General features: G+C 61.3%; 18 protein-coding genes. 5 read left to right on the top strand and 13 right to left on the bottom strand.

Features of this window, described 5'->3' with window-relative positions:
- Positions 1 to 4: 4 nt before the first annotated feature.
- The 3 genes from topA to ACIOTN_RS00835 form a co-directional block, all read right to left on the bottom strand.
- Positions 5 to 2,794, bottom strand: a complete 2,790-nt coding sequence (gene topA, locus ACIOTN_RS00845) for a type I DNA topoisomerase (RefSeq protein ID WP_133833581.1) — start codon at positions 2,792 to 2,794, stop codon at positions 5 to 7.
- A gap of 149 nt (positions 2,795 to 2,943) precedes the next feature.
- Positions 2,944 to 3,594, bottom strand: coding sequence for a helix-turn-helix transcriptional regulator (locus ACIOTN_RS00840; RefSeq protein WP_105657083.1), 651 nt, complete (start codon positions 3,592 to 3,594; stop codon positions 2,944 to 2,946).
- 23 nt (positions 3,595 to 3,617) lie between these two features.
- Positions 3,618 to 5,207, bottom strand: a complete 1,590-nt coding sequence (locus tag ACIOTN_RS00835) for a methyltransferase (RefSeq protein WP_388063441.1) — start codon at positions 5,205 to 5,207, stop codon at positions 3,618 to 3,620.
- Between the two features lie 73 nt (positions 5,208 to 5,280).
- On the opposite strand from ACIOTN_RS00835, the gene ACIOTN_RS00830 reads away from it, so the two are divergent.
- Complete coding sequence (locus ACIOTN_RS00830; protein ID WP_105656964.1) at positions 5,281 to 5,859, top strand: GNAT family N-acetyltransferase; 579 nt, start codon at positions 5,281 to 5,283, stop codon at positions 5,857 to 5,859.
- Positions 5,860 to 5,913: 54 nt separating this feature from the next.
- Here the strand turns inward: ACIOTN_RS00830 and ACIOTN_RS00825 are convergent, their stop codons facing one another.
- On the bottom strand, positions 5,914 to 6,813 hold the full coding sequence (locus tag ACIOTN_RS00825; protein WP_105656965.1) for a rhodanese-related sulfurtransferase: 900 nt from the start codon (positions 6,811 to 6,813) through the stop codon (positions 5,914 to 5,916).
- A gap of 165 nt (positions 6,814 to 6,978) precedes the next feature.
- Here ACIOTN_RS00825 and ACIOTN_RS00820 point away from each other — a divergent pair, with 165 nt between their 5' ends.
- Both ACIOTN_RS00820 and ACIOTN_RS00815 read left to right on the top strand, forming a co-directional pair.
- The gene (locus ACIOTN_RS00820) at positions 6,979 to 7,635 is read left to right on the top strand and encodes a GNAT family N-acetyltransferase (protein ID WP_402734693.1); all 657 of its coding nucleotides are present in this window, start codon (positions 6,979 to 6,981) and stop codon (positions 7,633 to 7,635) included.
- Between the two features lie 98 nt (positions 7,636 to 7,733).
- Positions 7,734 to 10,064: a DEAD/DEAH box helicase gene (locus tag ACIOTN_RS00815; protein ID WP_133833579.1), complete on the top strand. Its 2,331-nt coding sequence runs from the start codon at positions 7,734 to 7,736 to the stop codon at positions 10,062 to 10,064.
- 15 nt (positions 10,065 to 10,079) lie between these two features.
- Here ACIOTN_RS00815 and ACIOTN_RS00810 read toward each other — a convergent pair whose 3' ends face one another.
- From ACIOTN_RS00810 to ACIOTN_RS00780, 7 genes are all read right to left on the bottom strand, one after another.
- The gene (locus ACIOTN_RS00810; protein ID WP_133833578.1) at positions 10,080 to 10,475 is read right to left on the bottom strand and encodes an Rv3654c family TadE-like protein; all 396 of its coding nucleotides are present in this window, start codon (positions 10,473 to 10,475) and stop codon (positions 10,080 to 10,082) included.
- Positions 10,472 to 10,807 carry a TadE family type IV pilus minor pilin gene (locus tag ACIOTN_RS00805; protein WP_105656969.1) on the bottom strand — a complete coding sequence of 112 codons (336 nt, stop codon included), beginning with the start codon at positions 10,805 to 10,807 and terminating at the stop codon, positions 10,472 to 10,474. Before ACIOTN_RS00805 ends, ACIOTN_RS00810 begins: the two co-directional genes overlap by 4 nt.
- A gap of 3 nt (positions 10,808 to 10,810) precedes the next feature.
- On the bottom strand, positions 10,811 to 10,993 hold the full coding sequence (locus ACIOTN_RS00800) for a DUF4244 domain-containing protein (protein WP_105656970.1): 183 nt from the start codon (positions 10,991 to 10,993) through the stop codon (positions 10,811 to 10,813).
- Between the two features lie 126 nt (positions 10,994 to 11,119).
- On the bottom strand, positions 11,120 to 11,656 hold the full coding sequence (locus tag ACIOTN_RS00795) for a type II secretion system F family protein (RefSeq protein ID WP_133833577.1): 537 nt from the start codon (positions 11,654 to 11,656) through the stop codon (positions 11,120 to 11,122).
- Positions 11,653 to 12,333 carry a type II secretion system F family protein gene (locus tag ACIOTN_RS00790; protein ID WP_133833576.1) on the bottom strand — a complete coding sequence of 227 codons (681 nt, stop codon included), beginning with the start codon at positions 12,331 to 12,333 and terminating at the stop codon, positions 11,653 to 11,655. The genes ACIOTN_RS00795 and ACIOTN_RS00790 overlap by 4 nt, the downstream gene beginning before the upstream one ends.
- A gap of 3 nt (positions 12,334 to 12,336) precedes the next feature.
- Positions 12,337 to 13,578 (bottom strand): TadA family conjugal transfer-associated ATPase, encoded by a 1,242-nt coding sequence (locus ACIOTN_RS00785; RefSeq protein ID WP_133833575.1) that lies wholly within the window; start codon positions 13,576 to 13,578, stop codon positions 12,337 to 12,339.
- Positions 13,575 to 14,639 carry a hypothetical protein gene (locus tag ACIOTN_RS00780; protein WP_332503652.1) on the bottom strand — a complete coding sequence of 355 codons (1,065 nt, stop codon included), beginning with the start codon at positions 14,637 to 14,639 and terminating at the stop codon, positions 13,575 to 13,577. The genes ACIOTN_RS00785 and ACIOTN_RS00780 overlap by 4 nt, the downstream gene beginning before the upstream one ends.
- A gap of 147 nt (positions 14,640 to 14,786) precedes the next feature.
- Between ACIOTN_RS00780 and ACIOTN_RS00775 the strand changes: the two genes are divergently transcribed.
- Positions 14,787 to 16,436 (top strand): bifunctional 3'-5' exonuclease/DNA polymerase, encoded by a 1,650-nt coding sequence (locus ACIOTN_RS00775; RefSeq protein ID WP_133833573.1) that lies wholly within the window; start codon positions 14,787 to 14,789, stop codon positions 16,434 to 16,436.
- A gap of 6 nt (positions 16,437 to 16,442) precedes the next feature.
- Here ACIOTN_RS00775 and ACIOTN_RS00770 read toward each other — a convergent pair whose 3' ends face one another.
- Positions 16,443 to 17,120, bottom strand: a complete 678-nt coding sequence (locus ACIOTN_RS00770) for a CoA pyrophosphatase (RefSeq protein WP_133833572.1) — start codon at positions 17,118 to 17,120, stop codon at positions 16,443 to 16,445.
- Positions 17,117 to 17,911 carry an endonuclease III gene (nth, locus tag ACIOTN_RS00765; protein WP_105656977.1) on the bottom strand — a complete coding sequence of 265 codons (795 nt, stop codon included), beginning with the start codon at positions 17,909 to 17,911 and terminating at the stop codon, positions 17,117 to 17,119. Before nth ends, ACIOTN_RS00770 begins: the two co-directional genes overlap by 4 nt.
- A gap of 203 nt (positions 17,912 to 18,114) precedes the next feature.
- Here nth and acs point away from each other — a divergent pair, with 203 nt between their 5' ends.
- Positions 18,115 to 20,091, top strand: coding sequence for an acetate--CoA ligase (gene acs / locus ACIOTN_RS00760; protein WP_105656978.1), 1,977 nt, complete (start codon positions 18,115 to 18,117; stop codon positions 20,089 to 20,091).
- Positions 20,092 to 20,242: the final 151 nt, after the last annotated feature.

Raw genomic sequence — 20,242 nt, 5'->3', positions numbered from 1 at the left:
AAGACTAGTCAGTCTTTTTCGCGGTCGTCTTCTTGGCCGTAGCCTTCTTCGCCGGGGTCTTCTTGGCTGCTGGCTTCTTGGCCGGCGCCTTCTTTGCCGTGCGCTTCACCGGTCCGCGGGCACGTTTGTCGGCCAGCAGCTCGATAGCCTGCTCGCGTGTCAGTTCCTCCATGGAGGTAGTGCGCGGAACAGTGATGTTGGTGACGCCGTCGGTGATGTATGGACCGAAGCGGCCATCCTTGACCACGATGTTCTTCTCGCTGGTCGGGTCCACTCCGAACTCGGCCAATGGCGGTACCGCGGCACGACGGCCACGCTGCTTCGGCTGCGCGTAGATCGCCAGCGCTTCGTCCAAGGTGATCGTGAAGATCTGCTCTTCGCTCTCGATCGAGCGCGAATCGCTGCCCTTCTTCAGGTACGGACCGAAGCGGCCGTTCTGCACGGTGATCTCTTCGCCGTCAGCGTCAGCACCCAGTACACGAGGCAGGCTCATCAGCTTCAGGGCATCTTCCAAGGTCACTGATTCGACAGTCATGGACTTGAACAGCGACGCGGTGCGCGGCTTGACCTTGGTTGGCTTCTTCGGCGGCTTCGGCTTGCCATTCTTGTAGTACTCGACCGGCTGGGCCGCCAATTCCTCTTCGGTTGGCTCCGGGATGATCTCGGTGACGTAGGCGCCGTAGCGGCCATCCTTGGCTACGATCTGGCGACCGGTTTCCGGATCAATGCCCAAGTGCATTTCGGAGACCTGCGAGTTGGCAAAGAGCTCCTCTGCCTTTTCGGCAGTCAGCTCATCCGGGGCCAGATCCTCAGGCACGTTGGCGCGCTGCGGCTCGGTGCCTTCCTCGGCGCCTTCCGGGATGGCACGTTCCAGGTACGGGCCGAACTTGCCCACACGCAAGGTGATGTCGTCGGTGACCTTGATCGAGTTGATCGCACGGGCGTCGATGTCGCCGAGGTTATCGACCACATGCTTCAAGCCTTCGGATTCGGTCTCCGCGCCCTTGCCGAAGTAGAACAGGTTCAGCCAGTCGGTGCGGGCACGATGGCCCTTGGCGATCTCATCGAGATCATCTTCCAGGCGGGCGGTGAAATCGTAGTCCACGTACTTCGCGAAGTGCTCTTCGAGCAAGCGGATCACCGAGAAGGCGATCCAGCTCGGCACCAGGGCGCCGCCTCGCTTGGTGACATAGCCGCGGTCCATGATCGTGGAGATGGTTGGCGCGTAGGTCGACGGGCGGCCGATCTCGCGCTTTTCCAGCTCGGCCACGATCGAAGCTTCGGTGTAACGAGCCGGCGGGGAGGTTTCGTGGCCTAGAGCGGTCAGCTCATCGCCGGCCAGCTGCTGGCCCACAGCCAGCTGCGGCAGGCGGGCTTCGGCATTCTCTGCCGCGGCTTCCAGGGCCTGTTCGTCCTTGCCCTCCTCATAGGCGGAAAGGAAACCGCGGAAGGTGATTACGGTGCCGGAGGCCGAGAACTCGGCCACGCGCTGATCGCTGGCGGTGCCCTGCAGCTTGATGGTGGCGGTGAAGCCCTTGGCATCGGCCATCTGCGAGGCGACGGTGCGCTTCCAGATCAGCTCGTACAATGCGTACTCGTCCTTGGACAACGAGGAACGCACGTCCTTCGGGCGGCGGAACATGTCACCGGCCGGGCGGATTGCCTCGTGGGCTTCCTGCGCGGCATCGTTCTTCGCCTTGTAGACGCGCGGCTTGGCTGGAACGGAATCCGCGCCATACAGTTCGGTTGCCTGCTTGCGCGCGGCATTCACTGCCTCGCCTGAGAGGAAGACCGAATCGGTACGCATATAGGTGATGTAGCCGTTTTCATACAGCCGCTGAGCGATCTGCATGGTGATCTTGGAGCTCCAGCGCAGCTTGCGGGATGCTTCCTGCTGCAGCGTGGAGGTGGTGAAAGGGGCGGCCGGACGACGGGTGTACGGCTTGTCCTCGACGGAGGTCACCGCAAAGCCGGTGTCCGACAGGTTCGCCACCAGCGACTGGGCCGACTCCTGATCCAGGTGGGCCAGCTTATTGCGGGTGGTCTTCAGCTGGCCGCGGTCATCGAAGTCACGGCCGGAGGCGACACGGGCGCCGTCCACTGCCGAGAGCTTCGCTGCGAAGCCTTCGCCTTCACTGGTGGCGAAGTTGCCCTTCACATCCCAGTATCCGGCGGGGATGAAGGCCATGCGTTCGCGTTCGCGCTCGACGACCAAACGGGTTGCCACGGACTGCACGCGGCCTGCGGACAGCCCGCGAGCCACCTTGCGCCAGAGCACCGGTGAAATTTCGTAACCATAGAGGCGGTCCAGGACACGGCGGGTTTCCTGGGCGTCGACGAGGTCGGTATCGAGCTCGCGCATGTTTTCCAGTGCGCGGGCGATGCCTTCCTTGGTGATTTCGGTAAATGCCAGGCGGCGTACCGGAACCTTTGGCTTCAGGACCTGCAGCAGGTGCCACGCGATGGCTTCGCCTTCGCGGTCCGCATCGGTTGCGAGGTAAAGTTCGTCAGCTTCTTTGAGCTTCGCCTTCAGTTCGGAAACGCGCTTCTTCTTGTCCGGGTAGACCATGTAGTAAGGCTCAAAGTCGTTGTCCAGATCGACAGCGAACTTGCCTACTGAGGTCTTTTTCAGCTCGGTTGGCAGTTCTGAGGGCTGCGGAAGGTCGCGGATATGGCCCACTGAGGCATCCACGTCAAAGCCTTCACCCAAATATTTGGCGATCGACTTCACCTTGGCAGGAGACTCCACGATTACGAGTTTCTTACCAGTCTTTTCCTTGGCCTTGGGGGGCACAGCACTCCTTTAGACAACACGGACCTTGGACACCCATTTCCGGGCCCTGATCGATCCGCCATCGCAGCTTCGTTCTTCATGCCTACTCTATAAGCACATTTCCCGATGATCTTACACCGAAGAATCTGCGCTCCCTGAGCCGGGCATACTTATGATGATGCCTCCCCCATGCTCTGGTATTCGGGAAGCAATGAGATTAAGTAGAACATACGCCGCGAATCAATACTGCGTTCCTCGGCTGTTGCCTGTGCCTCGTATTCGTAGACCAGATCCAGCATTCTGCGGTTGAACTCGCGTTGCTTGGCTTCCGAGAGGAAGACCAAACCGCTAGTCAGCATCGGCGGACGATCCGGGTCCGGAGCGATTCCGGTCTTCGCTTCTGCCTCGCGCCGCTGGACTTCAGCATTGAGCCGGGTGCGGAATGCGTTCAATTGCACGTTCAAGTACGCAGTTTTGGCGTTCGCCGAGTCGATCTGCGTGTTCAGCTCTAGCCGTTCACCAGCCGCTCGCCACCGCCGCTCGCGTGCGTCTCCTTCGCTGGCAGCACGAATCACGTACCCGTACTTCTCCAGGGCCCGGAGGTGATAGCTCATGGCGCTAGGTGTCAGCGCACACAAGGATGCAAGTTCTGTAGCGGTGCGGGTGGTCTGCGAAGCAAAGAGCTCATCCAAGACGATCAGTCGAGCGTCATGGGCCAACGCTCGAATCGCCTGAGGGTCAGTGATCGAGACAACTTGTGGGATTTCCGCCTCATCGCGCGAGGCGGCCCCACCTTGTTCCTCAATTGTGTTCCGTGTCATAGGGAAAAACTTTAGCGCTTGTTTCACATTTTCTGAAGCAGGCCATGTCGCAAGAGTCGCTTCACTGCTTCATAAAGCAGGTCCGCGAAGTCTTCTTGCCCTTCTCCAATCAAGGAATCCAACGCGTTGACTAGTTGCGATACCGACAAATCACCATCGCAGGCGGAAACAAATCCTGCCTGCGCGGTATCAAGCAATTCAGTACGGCGCAGCCCTGCCCCCTGCCGCAGCAAGATCACGCCGGGGTGCTCCGCCCCCGGACGCTGATGGCGCTCCTCAGTAACATCCTCGGCCACCAGCAGGTGCCAATCCTTGAACCCTTCATTGGCGGCGGCCAGCTGGTCGGACATGGCAATGTCCCGCTGCAGGGTCGGGGCCAGCGGCTGTTCCACCTGGTGCGAGATCTGCTCGTAGCGCTGCAGTACCGGATGGCCTGCGGCTGGACGGCGGAAGTACACCAGACCGAAGCCGATGGCACCCACGCCGCGGGACTCGAAGTCATCGAGGTATGCGTTGTAGGCGGAGATGTATGAAGTGCTGTCCTCGGTCTGGGAAGCGTCGCGCAGCCATGTCTCGGCGTAGCCGCTTGGCGTTGTTTGCTCGCGCTCGATCACCCATACGTCCAGCTGGTCGCCGAACCACTGGCGCACGCGGGCATCCCACGGCTGGTTGGATTCATCATCTAGGCGAGGAATCTCCCAGTTTGACAGCATTTGCATGCAGCCACCCGGCGCCAGGAAGCCAGGAGCCTGCTCGATCAAGGTGCTCACCAGCGTATCGCCGGCCATCCCGCCATCACGGTAGGTGAACCGGTCCTTGGCGCGCTCGTTGCTGCTTCGCGGGGTAATCACGAACGGCGGGTTGCTGGCGATCAGGTTGAAAGTGGATCCAGCCACCGGATCGAACAGGCTTCCCTGGAGCAGGGTGACCCGCGATTCGAGGTTATCCGGATCCAGCTCCAGGGCCTGGTAGTTGAGCATCAGGTTGAAGCGGGTGAAGCCCAGGGCTCGGGCCGACAGGTCTGTGGCCGTAACATGCTCCGCGTGCGATAGCAGATGGAACAGCTGGATGCCGCAGCCGGTACCCAAGTCCAGTGCGCGCTCGACCTTTTCGCGGATCGTGATCTGCGCCAGGGTCAGGGACGCCTGGCCAATGCCCAGCACATGGTCGGTGCGCAACACGCCGGGACGCTGGTGGGCACCCAGGTCGTGGGCCACCCACAATTCACCGTCAGCATCGGAGGAATGCAGCGCCAGGGCAATCTTGGCCCGGTAACCGGTAGCCCAGGACTCGATCAGGCCCAGCTTGAGCAATCCGTCGGTCTTCAATGTCGGGAAGGCGGCATTGATGGCCGCGTCTTCCTGGGTCTGGCCCATTTGGAAGAGGCGAACCACACAGGCAAGCGAGCTATCTGGCCTGCTACGATCCAGGTTTCGCAAGGCAGGGTGGAGCTGGTCGCGGGCAAATGCTGCCGCAGCTTCCTCACCAAGCAGCCCCGCAACATTTTCATAGTTGTACCCGACATCAGTGAGGTCTTTGGCTAGCGAGTCGATGAGCAGTTGATTGTAGCTCTGGGGAGCGTCATCAATGGAAGAAAATTCAGCAGCATTCACACCTCCAAGTCTACCGAGTAACTCAACGGGTGATAGCTAGGCCAGGCAAACTACGGCGACCTATGATGTGGGCATGACCCAAGTAACGGTGACCTATCTCCAGCAACTCGACTCCGCTGATGTCATTCGCTCGGCCAAGTCCTTGCCCGAGGACGCCCGGATCGAGCTGGCCAAGGAGATCACCCCGGAATTTTCGCGGTTTCTGTATCAGAGCGTGGGCAGCGAATTGAACTGGTCTGACCGCCTGGGTTCGACCCGAGACCAGTGGGACGAAGTGCTCCGACGCCCGGGCTCAGAAACCTGGGTGCTCTACCAGCACGGTGCTCCCCAGGGGTACGTGGAGCTCGTCACGGAAGTCGCGGACGCCGGCAGCGAGGTCGAGATCTTCTACTTCGGCTTATTTCCCGAAGCTACCGGCCGCGGCCTTGGCGGGGTGCTGCTCAGCGAAGCACTGCAACAGGCCTGGGCCCTGGGTTCACGATGGCCGCAGCTGCCTGAGGTCAGCCGGGTATGGCTGCATACCTGCTCACTGGACGGACCGGCGGCGCTACCGAACTACCAGGCGCGAGGGCTGAGAATCTACCGGACCGAGGTGGAACAGGTCGACGTCAAGGATGCGTCGCGCGGAATGTGGCCGAAGGTGACCGCATAGAAAACGCGGCCTGGACTTATGGAAAGTCCAGGCCGCGGTTGGTGAAAGCTGAAGTTAGGCGTCTACGGTGCTGCAGTCTGGGCAGCGGCGCAGTGCTTCGTCCTTTGCGCAGTCCTCGCAGAACAGGCGCAGGTTGCGGCAGGCCGGGTCCGAACAGTTCTCGAACTTGTTGGTTGGACCTTGGCAGCCCACGCATTCACCGATGGTGACAGCGTCTTCGGAGAATTCGGTATGCATGCGCTTATCGAAAACGTAGAGAGAGCCTTCCCATAGGCCTTCATCCCCGTACTTCTCGCCATAGCGGACGATGCCGCCCTGCATCTGGTACACCTCTTGGAATCCGCGTTTGACCATCAAAGCCGAAAGCACTTCGCAGCGAATGCCGCCGGTGCAGTAGGTGACCACCGGCTGGTCCTTCAGGTGGTCGTACTTGCCCGAATCCAGCTCGGCAACGAAATCGCGGGTGGTGTCCACTTCGGGGACAATCGCGTCCTTGAACTTGCCGATCTGCGCTTCGAATGCGTTGCGGCCATCGAAGAAATGGACCTTCTCGCCGGTCTTCTTCTTGTTGTCAACCAGCTCGTGAAGTTCTTCGGGGCGCAAGTGGGTGCCACCACCGACAACACCGTTCTCGTCAACTTCCAGTTCGCCAGGAGCGCCGAAGGTCACGATCTCGTCGCGAACCTTGACGGAGATACGCGGGAAGTCTTCTGCCGAACCTTCCGACCACTTGATATCCATCTTCTTGAAAGCTGGCAGTTCTCGCGTGGCCTTGACGTAGGCCTTGACTGCGGAGATCTCGCCACCAACGGTGCCGTTGATGCCGTCTTTGGAGATGATGATGCGTCCGCGCAAGCCCCAGCGCTCCAGCAGCGAGCGCTGCCAAAGGCGGATTGCCTCCGGGTCTGGGAGCGGAGTAAAAGCGTAATACAGAACAATACGATGAATGGCCACCCTACAATGTTAGTAGCTTTTGGCCGCGAAACGCCGAGGAAAAGAGCAATGTCACATTGATCTTTCCCGAAAATATCGAGCTCTCGGCCAGTGCAATAGTTCCAAGTAGGCAACGATTAGTTCAATGTCAGCTAATTCCTAGGAAAGACAAGGTAGGGTCAAATTATGGCATCAAACGCAAGCGATGAACTGATTGGCACCTGGGTAGCAGGCTGGGCTGGGGCTCGTGGTTATGAAACCCGCAACGAAGGACGGGTCCACGCTGCGCTGCGCCACGACACCACTGAAGACTGGGAATACGTCATCTATGGTCCCTCCAAAGAGGAACTCGCAGCAGTAGCCGAGACCCTGACGAAGCACCCGAACCGTCGGCTGACGGCTTTCGACGACTCCGTCGAGAATCTGGTTGCCATTGCGGCTGAAGTAGGCCTGCAGGTCACTGCCGATGACGAAGCACTGATGGTCACCGAACTAGCCGTGCACGACGTCGAGGTCCCACTGCCTGCAGACGGGTTCGTCTTCCAGATTGAACGCGATGGCACTCATGCCTACGTTTCGCTGCATCCCGAGGACAACCAGGAAGTCGTTGCGGCATCCGGCCATGTCTCAGCAGTTGGCGGATACGCAATCTTCGACCGCATCATCACCGGCGCCGATTTCCGCCGCAAGGGCCTAGGTACCCTGATCATGCGTGCGCTTGCTTCGCTGGCTCAAGAACACGATGTTGATGAAGGCCTGTTGATCGCTTCGGTCGATGGCCAGCAGCTTTACGCTTCGCTGGGCTGGACTTCGCTGGGCAAGGTTGTCATGTTCAAGGCCTAGGGCCTCCAAGATTACTCTTATCGCCGTGCTTGACGCTTCCGCGTCAAGCACGGCGATAGTCTTTAACTCCAGCAGTTCTCGGTCCGGAAGGCGTCCTCGTGAAGTCAGTGCGTTCTCTCTTAGATCCCTATGACCGGACCAATGATCCCGATGCTGTGGTGCACCGCCGCACCAGGACTGCCAAAGACGAGATCACCAGCCAATGGCCAGCGTGGCTCAGCGCTGAACTAGTTGGGATATTCCAGGGACTGGGCATCCAACAGCCTTGGCTACACCAGGCCCAAGCAGCCAACCTCATCCACGAGGGCCACCACACCATAGTTTCCACCGGTACCGCCTCAGGCAAGTCCATGGCCTACCTGATGCCAAGTCTGGAACAGTTGTACCAGGCGAAGGACAGCGGATTCAACGATGCTGATGCCGGTGCATCGGTGCTTTATATCTGCCCAACCAAAGCACTGGCAGCCGACCAGCTTTCCGCTGTGGAGTCCCTAGGCGTTCCCGGGGTCCGAGCCGCTCCCTACGATGGCGATACCGACCAGGCCACCCGTGCTTGGGTACGCCAGCACGCCAACTTCGTCTTCACCAACCCAGATATGCTGCACCGCGGCATCCTGCCCAACCATCCGGCCTGGTCCAGATTCTTCAAGCGCCTTCGCTACATCATTATCGACGAGGCCCATTCCTACCGTGGGGTCTTTGGCGCACACGTAGCCAACCTGATGCGCCGGTTGCGTCGCATTTGCGCCTATTACGGCAGCTGCCCGGTCTTCATCGGTGCGTCCGCGACGAGCTCAGACCCCGAAGCATCCTTCGGGCGTCTCATTGGGGCGCCAGCTCAGGCGGTGACCAACGATTTCTCCGCCAGCGGTGAACTGGTGATGGCCTTGTGGGAACCTCCGATGAGTGATCACCGCGGTGAAAACGGTGCGCCGGTACGGCGTACCGCCATCGCCGAGAGCGCTTCGATCCTCACCGATCTGATGGCTGATCATATTCGAACCATTGTCTTCATCAAGTCCCGCCGCGGTGCTGAAACAATCGCAACGCTCACCCGCAAGCATCTGGAAAAATTTGCACCGGATCTATCCGTCCGGCTTGCAGCGTACCGCTCGGGCTACTTGCCTAATGAACGCCGTGAGGTGGAAAAGCAATTGCGCAGTGGCGAGCTGCTGGGTGTCACCTCAACTTCGGCGCTGGAACTGGGTATCGATATTGCGGGGCTGGACGCGGTAGTGGTGGCTGGGTGGCCAGGCACCCGCGCATCGTTCTTCCAGCAAATCGGCCGTGCCGGACGTTCGGGCCAGGATGCGCTGGCGATCTTTGTCGCAGCTGAAGATCCGTTGGACACCTACCTGGCACATCATCCCGAAGCCATCTTCGATTTGGGTGTCGAAGCGACAGTCTTTGATCCGCAGAATAAGTATGTGCTTAGCGGCCACCTCTGCGCCGCCGCGCAAGAATCTCCCCTGCGCCCGGAGGAGTTGGAAATTTTCGGTCCGCAGACCGAACAGCTTCTGGATTCGCTGGTGCAACGCGGCTACTTGCGCCGGCGCCCGGCTGGATGGTTCTGGACGCATCCGCAACATGCGGCAGGGATGTTCTCCATTCGGGCCGATGGCGGTGGACCAGTGGACATCATCGATGCGGAAACCGGCGCTCTGCTAGGCACGATGGATTCCCCGCAAACGCATTATCAGGCGCATCCCGGGGCCATCTACGTCCATCAGGGTGCCAGCTACCATGTGGAAGAACTTGATGAGCAGAACCACGTGGTGATCGTGACTCGGGTGAATCCTGATTACTACACCACGGCGCGTGATCTCACCACGGTTGCCATTGATTCCGAGGAACGCAGCCGTAACCACCGAGAACTGACGATTCATTTCGGTGAAGTCACTGTGACCACCCAGGTCGTGTCTTTCCAGCGGAAGTCGGTGGCTTCTAATGAAGTGCTGTCCGAAGAACCGTTGGAGCTTGAAGCCCGGGATCTGAATACCAAGTCCATTTGGTTCACCCTGACCGAGCAGCGATTGCTTCGAGCTGGTTTGGAGGTAGATCAGTTCCCCGGAGCCTTGCATGCTGCCGAGCATGCCATGATCGGGTTGCTGCCGCTGGTTGCTACCAGCGACCGTTGGGATATCGGCGGAGTATCCACTGCGCTACACATGGATACCGGCCATCCGACAATTTTCGTCTATGACGCGCAGCCTGGCGGTGCTGGATTCGCCGAGCGTGGTTTCGAGCGCTTCACCGATTGGATCCGGGCCACCCGGGATGCCATCGAGGCCTGCGAATGCCAGCACGGCTGCCCAAGCTGCGTGCAGTCCCCCAAGTGCGGTAACCGCAATAATCCATTGGACAAGGCTGGAGCGATCTTGCTGTTGACGGCCGTGCTTGACGACGTGGAGCCAGCGCACCACCGCTAACCGCTTCCGCCATGCTCACCGCCCCGGTGCATCCAGTGGCGGTGCTCCCGCCCGTGCCTGGGCTTCGGCCAGATACAGTTCTATGCCCAGGGCACGGAATCCGACAGGAACGTTAGTCGTAACGCGCACCGACTGGCCGTCGGGTTCCACCGTGCATGCTGCCAGCAGTGCACCGTTGGATTCGGCCAACAACGCCGCAACTGTGCAGGGGTCCCCGGGGCGCAACCCGCGGGCCGTATCCGCAGCAGCCAGCGCCGACAGATCGGCGGCGCTGGCAGCCTGCATCGCGGCTCGGGTTGCTGCAACCCATGCTAAAACGGCACCGGCAATTAGCAGTGCAACAACCACGAGCGCTGTTGCCATGACCGTTCCGCTACCCTGTTCGCTTCGAAGGCTCCGCCGCTTTTTCATTCGACGGCCACACTGGCTTGTCCATGGATTTGAAGGCTGCCAACGATTGGAAGGCTCACCGATTTGCTGACGTGAACCTGCCAGTAGCCGTTGGCTGTTGAGAGCGAGAAACGGGCTTGGCTTCCTGCCAGCCTCACGCCGCTGGCGCGAGCGGTTGCATCGTCCTCGCCGCGGGCCAATTCCCTGGCCATGGCACCGGCTGCCTGCTGAACTTGGATCTGCTGGATCCCGACGACACCCAAGCACAAACCCAAGGACAGCATCATGGCAACCGCGGGTAGCAGCACCGCAAATTCGGCGGTACTGCTACCCGATTCGTCGCTGAAGCTCATGGCCTACAGCGACAGCGCTTTAGTAATCAGGCCCATCAGCATGCCACGTACGTCGCCGCTGGACAGGATGCTGATCAGCAAGCCGGCAAAAGCCACGGCAGCCAGCGTGACCATAGCAAATTCGGCGGTGGTGGATCCCTGCTCTTCTCGCAGCAGATCCCTGATTTCCCGGAACCGTCGGTTCATTGTGTTGTCCTTTCTAGACTGTCATCCCCGGCGTCGATACCGTGGATGTTGTGCTTCTACCATCGGCGAGCGCCGCGGGCAGCAACATGGGTTTCCTACGAGCTGGGCATAACCTTCGGCCGGGGATTACTGGTAGCTGGGGAATAGCGCGATGATCAGTGGAACCACGCCCAGGGCGATGAAAGCCGGCAGTGCGCAGGCCCCTAGAGGCAGTACGAGCCTGGTACCGAATTGTGCTCCGAGGCGCGCGACTTTCTGTGCATGTTCACGGCGTTGCAGAATCGCGGTATTTCGTAGCAGATTGGCTGCCGGCGCTCCGGTCATGTGGGCAAAGTGCAGTGCTTTCCGCAGCGGGTCGAGCCAGGGCGGAACGGCTTCCCAGGCTTTGTCCCACGCCATGTTCATTTCCAAGCAGCGCGCTACGCTGCGCAGCACCGCGCACTGTTCAATGCTGTGACCGAGCAGATCGAGGATCTCGGTGATGGGCATCCCCGAGTCCAACAGGCTGGCGCTCAGATCCAGGATCAGCTCGACAGGTTTTTCATCTTCCTGCCGTCTTTTCCCAAGGCACTGCGGCGCCTTGCCTTCTCGACTTTTCGAGTTGGGCCGTCCTAATGCCAAAGCGATGGAAAGCGCCCCTAGAAGCAGAATCAGAACGATCATGACAGTGCCTGGCTAGTGGTTGCCTGCATGAGCCGCCGGCACCAGATCCGGTTGGCGATCCACAGCAATGCTCCAATGAGCACGCTGAGTTGCGCCGCCCATGATCGGCCTATTGTGCCCAGAACATCAATGCCCACAAGCAGACCGAATCCAAACCCGACTAGTGGAAGCCATGTCAGCAACTTAGTCGTTGCTTTCGGGCCAGCCATAGCCGCCTCGAATGCTTGCTGGGCTACTAGGGCGCATTCGAGGTCTTCGGCTAGCCGTTCCAGCACATCGGCAAGGCTTGCGCCGCTGCGTTCGGAGAGTTCCAGGCACCAGTGCAGTCGTCGCACCGCTGGACCTTGTCCCTGCTCCGCCGGAAGACCGGGTCCGGGAGCGCTGTTGCTTAGCCGATGCGTTGCTTGGAGGTCTTTGAGCGCTCGGATGATGTTCCCGCTGTCGTCCTCGGCCTCCAGCAACGCATCAACTGCGGGATGGAAATCCAATCCGCTTCGGAGCAGCGCCGAGAGTTCACGAATGATGCGGGCATCGGTGCTCAGTACCTGGTCATCGTCCGTGTGGCGTTCCGCCCCGCGATCCCGGAGCCTGCGCAGGGAACCCGCTTTGATTTTGCTTGCCGGGTGCGCGGGGATCCACAGCCACAAGGCCAGTGCGCCAAAGATGAGGATCAGCATTGGTCAACGCTCCTTGGCGTGCTCATCGCCTAGCGCCTTGGCAATGGTGCACGTGAGCGATGGGCCAAATCTGTTCGCCAGGAAGTTGTGCCCGTAGTCGGCCAGCGGTTCGGCGGCGTCCAGGTCTATCAGGCGCCGCATGTGCATCTGGCCATCGCTACCGGTGTCCAGGCATCCAAGGGCCACCGGTCCGCGCTGCCCTTGGCTCCCCCTGTTCATGTGAATGACAAGATCCAAGGCGCTGGAGGCCTGCAACGAAGTCGCCTGCACGCTCCATCCGGCGAGCGCACCCAGCGCCGCCAAGCGGGCCGGAACTGACTGCGGGTTGTTGGCGTGCATGGTGCCTGCGGCTCCCTGATGCCCCGTGTTCATGGCTGCCAGAAAATCGCGTATTTCCTCCCCACGGCATTCGCCAACGACCAGACGGTCAGGGCGCATGCGCAGGGCTTGGACAACCAAATCCTTCAGCTGCACCTGGCCGGCAGATTCGACGTTGGCCGACCGGGTTTGCAAGGACACAACATGCGGGTGCGGTACATGCAGTTCTTGCGAGTCTTCCACGATGACCAGACGGTGCCGCGGATTGGCTTCGGCAAGCATGGCTTGCAGGAGGGTAGTTTTGCCGCTGCCTGTTCCTCCGGTAATCAGGAAGTTCATCTGGCGTTCCACGATGGCTTGAAGCAGCGGTAGCCAGAACCCGTTCGATCCTTCCAGGACGGTGCCCAGTTCGAGCTGGGCACTGCGCTTGACGCGAATCGAGATCAGCGGTCCGGCTGTGGCAATTGGAGGCAGTACAGCGTGGACGCGGTAATTCTTCAAGCTCATGTCCATGAACGGGCTAGCTGAATCGAGCCGTCGGCCCGCAAGGGTTGCAAGATGGACGGCCAGGGTCCGAACCTGCTCTGGGGAAGAAAACCGGAATTCGGTGGGCTGCAGGCCGGCCGGAGAATCCGTCCAGACCATCCCTTGCCCGTCGACCAGGACATCGGTCACCTCGGGCCGCTGTGCGAAAGGCTCGAGGATTGATAATCCTGCCACTTCGTTCTGCAGCGATTCCAGCGATTGTGCGGCACCTTGGGAACCCAGAGCCGCGCCGGAGTCGTGAACGGCTCCTGCCAAGGCAATCGCATCAAGCTGCCCGCCGGTGAGCAATGCGCGTTCACGCACGGATTCAAGGATTTTGGCATCCAGCACAGGCCCGCCCGTTGATGGGTTGGCGTTGTGGCTATGCCGGCCCGGGCTCATGGGTGCTGCTCCTTCATTTGCGGTATCAGGCAGAGGTTGGACAGGTGCTGGCGCAATGCCCGGGATTTGAAACTGTCGTATAATTGGCCGCGCTCGATCGCTTTGCTGATCCGGGGAAAATCGGGGAAGGCACCAAGAATCTGAGGAAAACCCGCAGGGGTGCTGCGTAGTTTCTGTTCCCCGCACAGCACCACTTCCCCAGAGGCTGGCACGGTCAGCGAACTGACAGTGGCGATATTCCGGTCTATGAATTGGTTCAGTGCCAGCCGTTGCGGATGCGGTGCGCGCCCGGCATCCACTACGACCAGATCGAATCCTTGCCGGGCGGCGGCCAGCAGGCGGATCACCAGCTGGTCCTCCAGCTCATGCGTTCTGCTTGCCTGGGACCAGGTCAAGATCGCGGTATCGCGAAGCTTCGGCAGCGTTTCAGCCAGTTGATGAGCAGCAAGCGCGCCACCGGATTGCCGCAATTCTTCCCATCCAATTCCCGTTGGCGGTTGGGTGCAAACCAGCGGCCAAGCGCCCTGGGAATGCGGATCCAGATCAATCATGGCGCTGCGAAGACCACTTAATGTCCCGGCATGCGCCAGCAACAGGGCCAGGGTCGTTGTTCCCAGCCCGCCTGCTGTGGAATGCAGTGCCAGTGTGTGTCCATGCCCTGCCCTCATGGCCCATAGACCCAGGTACTCGCCGAGCCATTGGCTGGCCGAGGGCAAAACTGCCACCCTTGCCTTGGGAATTCTGCTGGCCAAGCTCCACACGATGGCCTCGCCATCTTCCAGACCGACCAGGACATCCACCGGCCGGCTCGTATTTTCGGCTAGTGCTGCCATGTCGCTGCCCCACAGCACCGGCCCAGAACCATCGGCGGGCAGCAGCTGCGGGTCGGTGCATTTGTTGATTCTCACCGCCGCGCCGACCGCGATCACTGCGCATCGCTCAATAATCCGTGCATCGTTGCTCACGATGGTGCAGATCGGTTCATCTTCCGCCGTGTGGTCAGCCGCTGCCGGCCTCCTGGTGCTGTTCGGAGGCGCCTGCGCGAAATCCAGTTCAGTCATCACGAATCGTTGGGTGTCCTTCAGCGGTTTAGCCGATGAGGACTCTGATAGCCATTTCATGCATCGAGCGTGGCATCTGCCTAATCATTTGCGTGCCGCTCGCCAACCAACTGGGGATATCGGCCGCTGGCACGGCACAATAGATCCATGAGTGCCATCGCTTTCCTTGCTGCCGATCCTGATGGCTATGCCCTGATCGATCTTCGCGACCAGTATTCTGGCAACTCGCTGCAGCCGGTCGTCTCGGTATCCCGGGATGATTTTGCCGGATTTGTTGCCGAAATCGAAGCACGGCATTCGCCCCGATGGGCCATGCTCCGCACCACCCCGTGGATGCAGCCACTTGTTTCTGCGGGTGTTCATCTGGCCAAGGCCTGCATTCTCTCCTTGGCCCAACGCATCTTGCACCGCTCGCCGCTGAGTGAGGAAAAGCTCGAAGACTTCGATCTTGAACGACCAGTTCAGGCTCACGAAAGGGCCAACCAGGATGCGCTCTTTGCCGCCCCGACCTCCGGCGAATCCCTTTCCGAGCTCGTAGCCATGTACGTTGCCCAGCGCAAGGCGTTGCCGCAGGATCCCAGCACCCGTCAGCGTCTGGAATTATTGATCCACGCCGAATCGGTAGGTGCGTTGATTGCCTGCGAGATGGAAGCGGCCGGTTTGTCGTGGGATGAAGCCGGACACCGCGCCCTGCTGCGCGAGCAATTGGGCGAACGCGTATCCGACTATGGACGGCCGCCGAAACTCGCGGCCAAGGCCCAGCAATTGGCCAAGGCATTAGGCAGTCCCGGGCTCAATCCGGATTCGCCGCAGGAGCTGTTGCGCGCCCTGCATAAGGCCGGTTTCGCGGTGAGCTCGGTGCGGGCCTGGGAACTGGAGCAGATCAAGCATCCATTGATTTCTGAGGTTCTTGAATACAAGAAACTCTCGCGTCTTGCCAGCACCCATGGTGATGCGTGGTTGGATCAATGGGTGAAAGGCGGCCGTTTCCATCCGCATTATGTGCTGGGAACGGTGACTTCAGGACGCTGGGCCGCTTCTGGTGGCGGGGCGCTCCAATTGCCGCATTCCATCCGGCAGGTCGTGCGCACCCGTCCCGGCTCGACGTTTGTGGTGGCCGACGGGAGGCAACTGGAACCTCGAATCCTGGCAGCTATTTCCAATGACCAGCAATTGCAAAAAGCAGGCCAGCAAGATGACCTGTACCAGTGGCTGCTCGATGCCCAGCTCGTGGCTTCCCGAGATGAGGCCAAGCTGGGCATGCTCTCGGTCATCTACGGCGGTGGCGGCGGTGCTTCAGGTGCAGTGGGTGCGGCCCTGACCCGCAGTTTTCCCACCGCCATGCGTTTTGTCGAACAGGCAGCTCTTGCCGGCGAGCAAGGTGAAGGCGTGCGCAGTTTCCTCGGCCGCGGCTGCCCGCCAGCCGATGAGCAGTGGCTGCAGGCGCAGAAAGCTACCAACGATGAAGCATCGCAGCGGGCTGCTGACGGCGCGGCGAGAGCCCGCGGCCGGTTCACCAGGAACTTTGTCGTACAGGCGACCGCCGCGGAGTGGGCTTTGGTGTGGATGGGCCACGCACGGCACCTGATCCATCAGGCCGGGTGGAGCCAGACCTGCCGCCAGGTGTTCTTTGTCCATGACGAAATCGTCTTTGAATGCCCCACCGAATTGGCTGGGCAACTGCAGGAGCTCATCCGGCATGCGGCCATGCTCGCCGGGCGTTCCCTGTTCGGCCAGGCCTCGCCGCGCTTCCCGGTCAGTGTTGCGATCTCCGGGAACTACGCGGATGCGAAGTAGCCGGCTTCAGGCCATGCGCAGTTCACGGCGGTTGTTCCACGGCTGGGTCCAACCCAGCTCGTTGAACAGCCTGTCCAGCACGATCGCGGTGAAGCCCCAGATGATCCGGTCGTCAAAATCGAAGGCCGGGGACTTGAACTTCTGATTGCCGCGCTGCACCACGCCGGTCAGGCGATTCCTCGGCTCCAGCAGGTGCGCCACCGGGGCGCGGAATACGCCGGCGCTTTCGGCCGGGTCAGCCGGATAGACCCTGGATTCGGTATGCCACCAGCCAATCACCGGGGTGACCAGGAAGTTCGAAACCGGCAATTCGGTTTCCCCCAAGGTGCCCAGGACCTCGATCCCGGAGGTGTCCACGCCAGTTTCCTCCCACGCCTCGCGCAAGGCGGCGTCGGCAACGCTCGAATCCTCCTGGTCGATCCCGCCTCCGGGGAAAGCGATCTGGCCCGCGTGCTTGCGCAGGGTCGCGGCGCGCTCCACGAACAGCACGTCCAGATCGCCGGCCCGGGAGTGCGGCTCCAGGGCCGCTTCGCCGGCAGCACCGAACAGGATCAGGACCGCGGCACGGCGCGCAGCACCGAGCTCGATATCGCTCATCACCCATTCGCTGGGCAGTTTCTGCGTTGCCCCGACCTGTGCCGTGTGGCGGGCAATTACTTTTTCCAGTTCCAAGCGCGCGCTCATGCGTCCAATCCGTATCCTTCAGCCCTCAGCTCGCGGCGGGTTGCGCCGGCGATCATTTTCGCCAGCAATTCTTCCCGTCCTGGTGCGAGCTCATACTTGAGCAACGCTGTGGCCTTGGCAGGTATTTCCTCGCCGATGCCGAACGAGGGGCAAAGCTTGGCGATGGCGCAGGCCCCGCAGGCAGGTTTGCGCGAGTGGCAGACGCGGCGGCCATGGAAGACCACGCGGTGGCTGAGCATCGTCCAGTCGCGTTTTTCGAACAGTTCCCCCACCGCGTGCTCGACCTTGACCGGATCGGTTTCATCGGTCCACCCAAAGCGGTTGGCCAGGCGCCCGAAGTGGGTGTCCACGGTGATTCCGGGAACACCGAAGGCATTTCCCAGCACGACGTTGGCGGTTTTGCGTCCCACCCCGGGAAGCTTCACCAGCTCTTCGAGCTTGGCTGGCACTTCTCCGTCAAAGCGTTCAACCAAGGCGGCGGATAGCCCGAGCAGGGAGTCCGTCTTGGCGCGGAAGAAACCGGTGGGGCGGATCAGCTGCTCAAGCTCGCCCCGTTCGGCTTGGCTCATTGCGTGGGCGTCCGGGAAACGGGCGAAGAGCGCTGGAGTGATGGCATTGACCCGCACGTCGGTGGTCTGCGCGGAGAGCACGGTGGCTACCAGCAGTTCGAAGGGGTTCTCGAAGTCCAGTTCGGGCACCGCGTAGGGGTAGGCCTTCGCCAGTTCCCGGTTGATCTTGCGTGCCCGGCGCTTCAGCCCCAGCTCGGTTTCGTTGTCCAATTTCTTCGCCACGCTTTAGATCGTGTCATGAGGGCGTGAAGTTTTCACCCTTGGACACCACCTTGGCGTGCTGTTCATCGCGTGCAGCTAACCGCTCGGCGCACAAATTACCCCATTTCCCCTTTCCCGGTGACACAAAGCACACCGGCCCTGCTGGAGGATGTAACTTTGATCACAGGGAAATATTTGTGACTACGCGGAAGGACGCGAACCCAGTGAGTGATTCGAAAACCTTGGATAACCTGTCGACCGAAACCCGTTCCTTTGCCCCGAGCAAGGACTTCAGCGATCAGGCCATCGCAACGCAGGCCCGCTACGACGCAGCCAAGGCAGACCGCTTGGGCTATTGGGCGGACCAGGCACGCCAGGTACTGACCTGGGACACCGATTTCACTGAAACCTTGGACTGGTCGCAGGCACCGGTGGCCAAGTGGTTCGTCGGCGGCAAGCTCAACGCGGCCTACAACGCGCTGGACCGCCATGTGGAAAACGGCCTGGGCGACCGCGTCGCCATCTACTTCGAAGGCGAGCCGGGCGATACCCGCACCTACACTTACGCGCAGCTGACCGAAGAGGTCAAGAAGGCCGCCAACGCTTTCGAATCCCTGGGCGTGGCCAAGGGCGACCGCGTGGCCGTCTACCTGCCAATGATCCCGGAAGCCGTCATCACCATGCTGGCCTGCGCCCGCATTGGCGCCATCCACTCGGTGGTCTTCGGCGGCTTCTCCGCCGACGCGCTGCGCAGCCGCATCGATGATGCGGACGCCAAGCTCGTGGTCACCGCCGATGGCACCTGGCGCCGCGGCAAGCCGTCCTCGCTGAAGCCGGCAGTCGATGCGGCGCTGGAAGCACCGGGCCACACCGTGGAAAACGTTCTGGTGGTCAAGCGCAACGGCGAGCCCACCGAATTCGGCGCACTGGACAAGTGGTGGGATGACGTCGTCGGCACCGCCGCCACCGAGCACACTGCGGTAGCCCACGACTCCGAGCACCCGTTGTTCGTGCTGTATACCTCGGGCACCACTGGCAAGCCCAAGGGCATTGTGCACACCACCGGCGGCTTCTTGGCCCAGGGCGCCGTGACCCACCGCGACACCTTCGATTTGCACCCGGAAACCGACGTGTACTGGTGCACCGCGGACATCGGCTGGGTGACCGGCCATTCCTACGTCACCTACGCGCCGCTGGTCAACGGCGCCACCCAGGTGATCTACGAGGGCACCCCGGATACCCCGCACCAGGGCCGCTGGTGGGAACTGGTGGAAAAGTACGGCGTCACCATCCTGTACACCGCGCCCACCGCAATCCGCACCTTCATGAAGTGGGGCCGCGAGATCCCCGATGGCTACGACCTGTCCTCGCTGCGCGTGCTGGGTTCGGTGGGCGAACCGATCAACCCGGAAGCATGGATGTGGTACCGCGATGCCATCGGCACCAACAACGGCAAGAACGGCGAGCGCAAGGAACACCCGGCCCCGATCGTGGACACCTGGTGGCAGACCGAAACCGGCGCGCACATGATCGCTCCGCTGCCGGGCGTCACCGCAACCAAGCCGGGTTCGGCCCAGGTGGCCGTGCCGGGCATCGCCATTGACGTGGTGGATGAAGCCGGCGAATCCGTGGCCGACGGCGAGGGCGGCTTCCTCGTCATCCGCGAGCCGTGGCCAGCGATGCTGCGCGGCATCTGGGGCGACATGGAACGCTACAAGGACACCTACTGGTCGCGGTTCGAGAACATGTACTTCGCTGGCGACGGTGCGAAGAAGGACGCCGATGGCGATATCTGGCTGCTGGGCCGCGTGGATGACGTGATGAACGTCTCCGGGCACCGCCTGTCCACCACCGAGATCGAGTCCTCGCTGGTCGCCCACCCATACGTGGCAGAGGCCGCCGTGGTGGGAGCGAAGGACGAGACCACCGGCGAGGCCGTGGTGGCCTTCGTGATCCTGCAAACCGAGCCGGCGGAAGGCGAGGATGTGGTGGCGACCCTGCGCAACCACGTGGGCAAGGACATCGGCCCGATCGCCAAGCCGAAGCATGTGCTGGTGGTTCCGGAACTGCCTAAGACCCGCTCGGGCAAGATCATGCGCCGCCTGCTCAAGGACGTGGCCGAGGGCCGCGAGGTCGGCGATGCCACCACGCTGTCCGATTCAACGGTGATGAGCCAGATCGCGCAGTCCATGGGCAAATAGCCTCAGCACGCCCCAGTGCAGCAAGCCGCCGTGGGGGGCCCCCCCCCGGGGGGGGGGCGCGCGGGGGGTGTGTGTTTGGCGGGGAGGGATTAGGGGGGGGGCTTAGGAGGGGTGTTTGTTTGTTTTTTTTTTTTATTGGATGCCAGACGAA

The sequence above is a fragment of the Glutamicibacter sp. NPDC087661 genome (genome assembly GCF_044743275.1).
Lineage (GTDB): Bacteria > Actinomycetota > Actinomycetes > Actinomycetales > Micrococcaceae > Glutamicibacter.
Note: the sequence above shows the minus strand (reverse complement) of the source record. Positions and strands in the feature narration are given on the sequence as shown.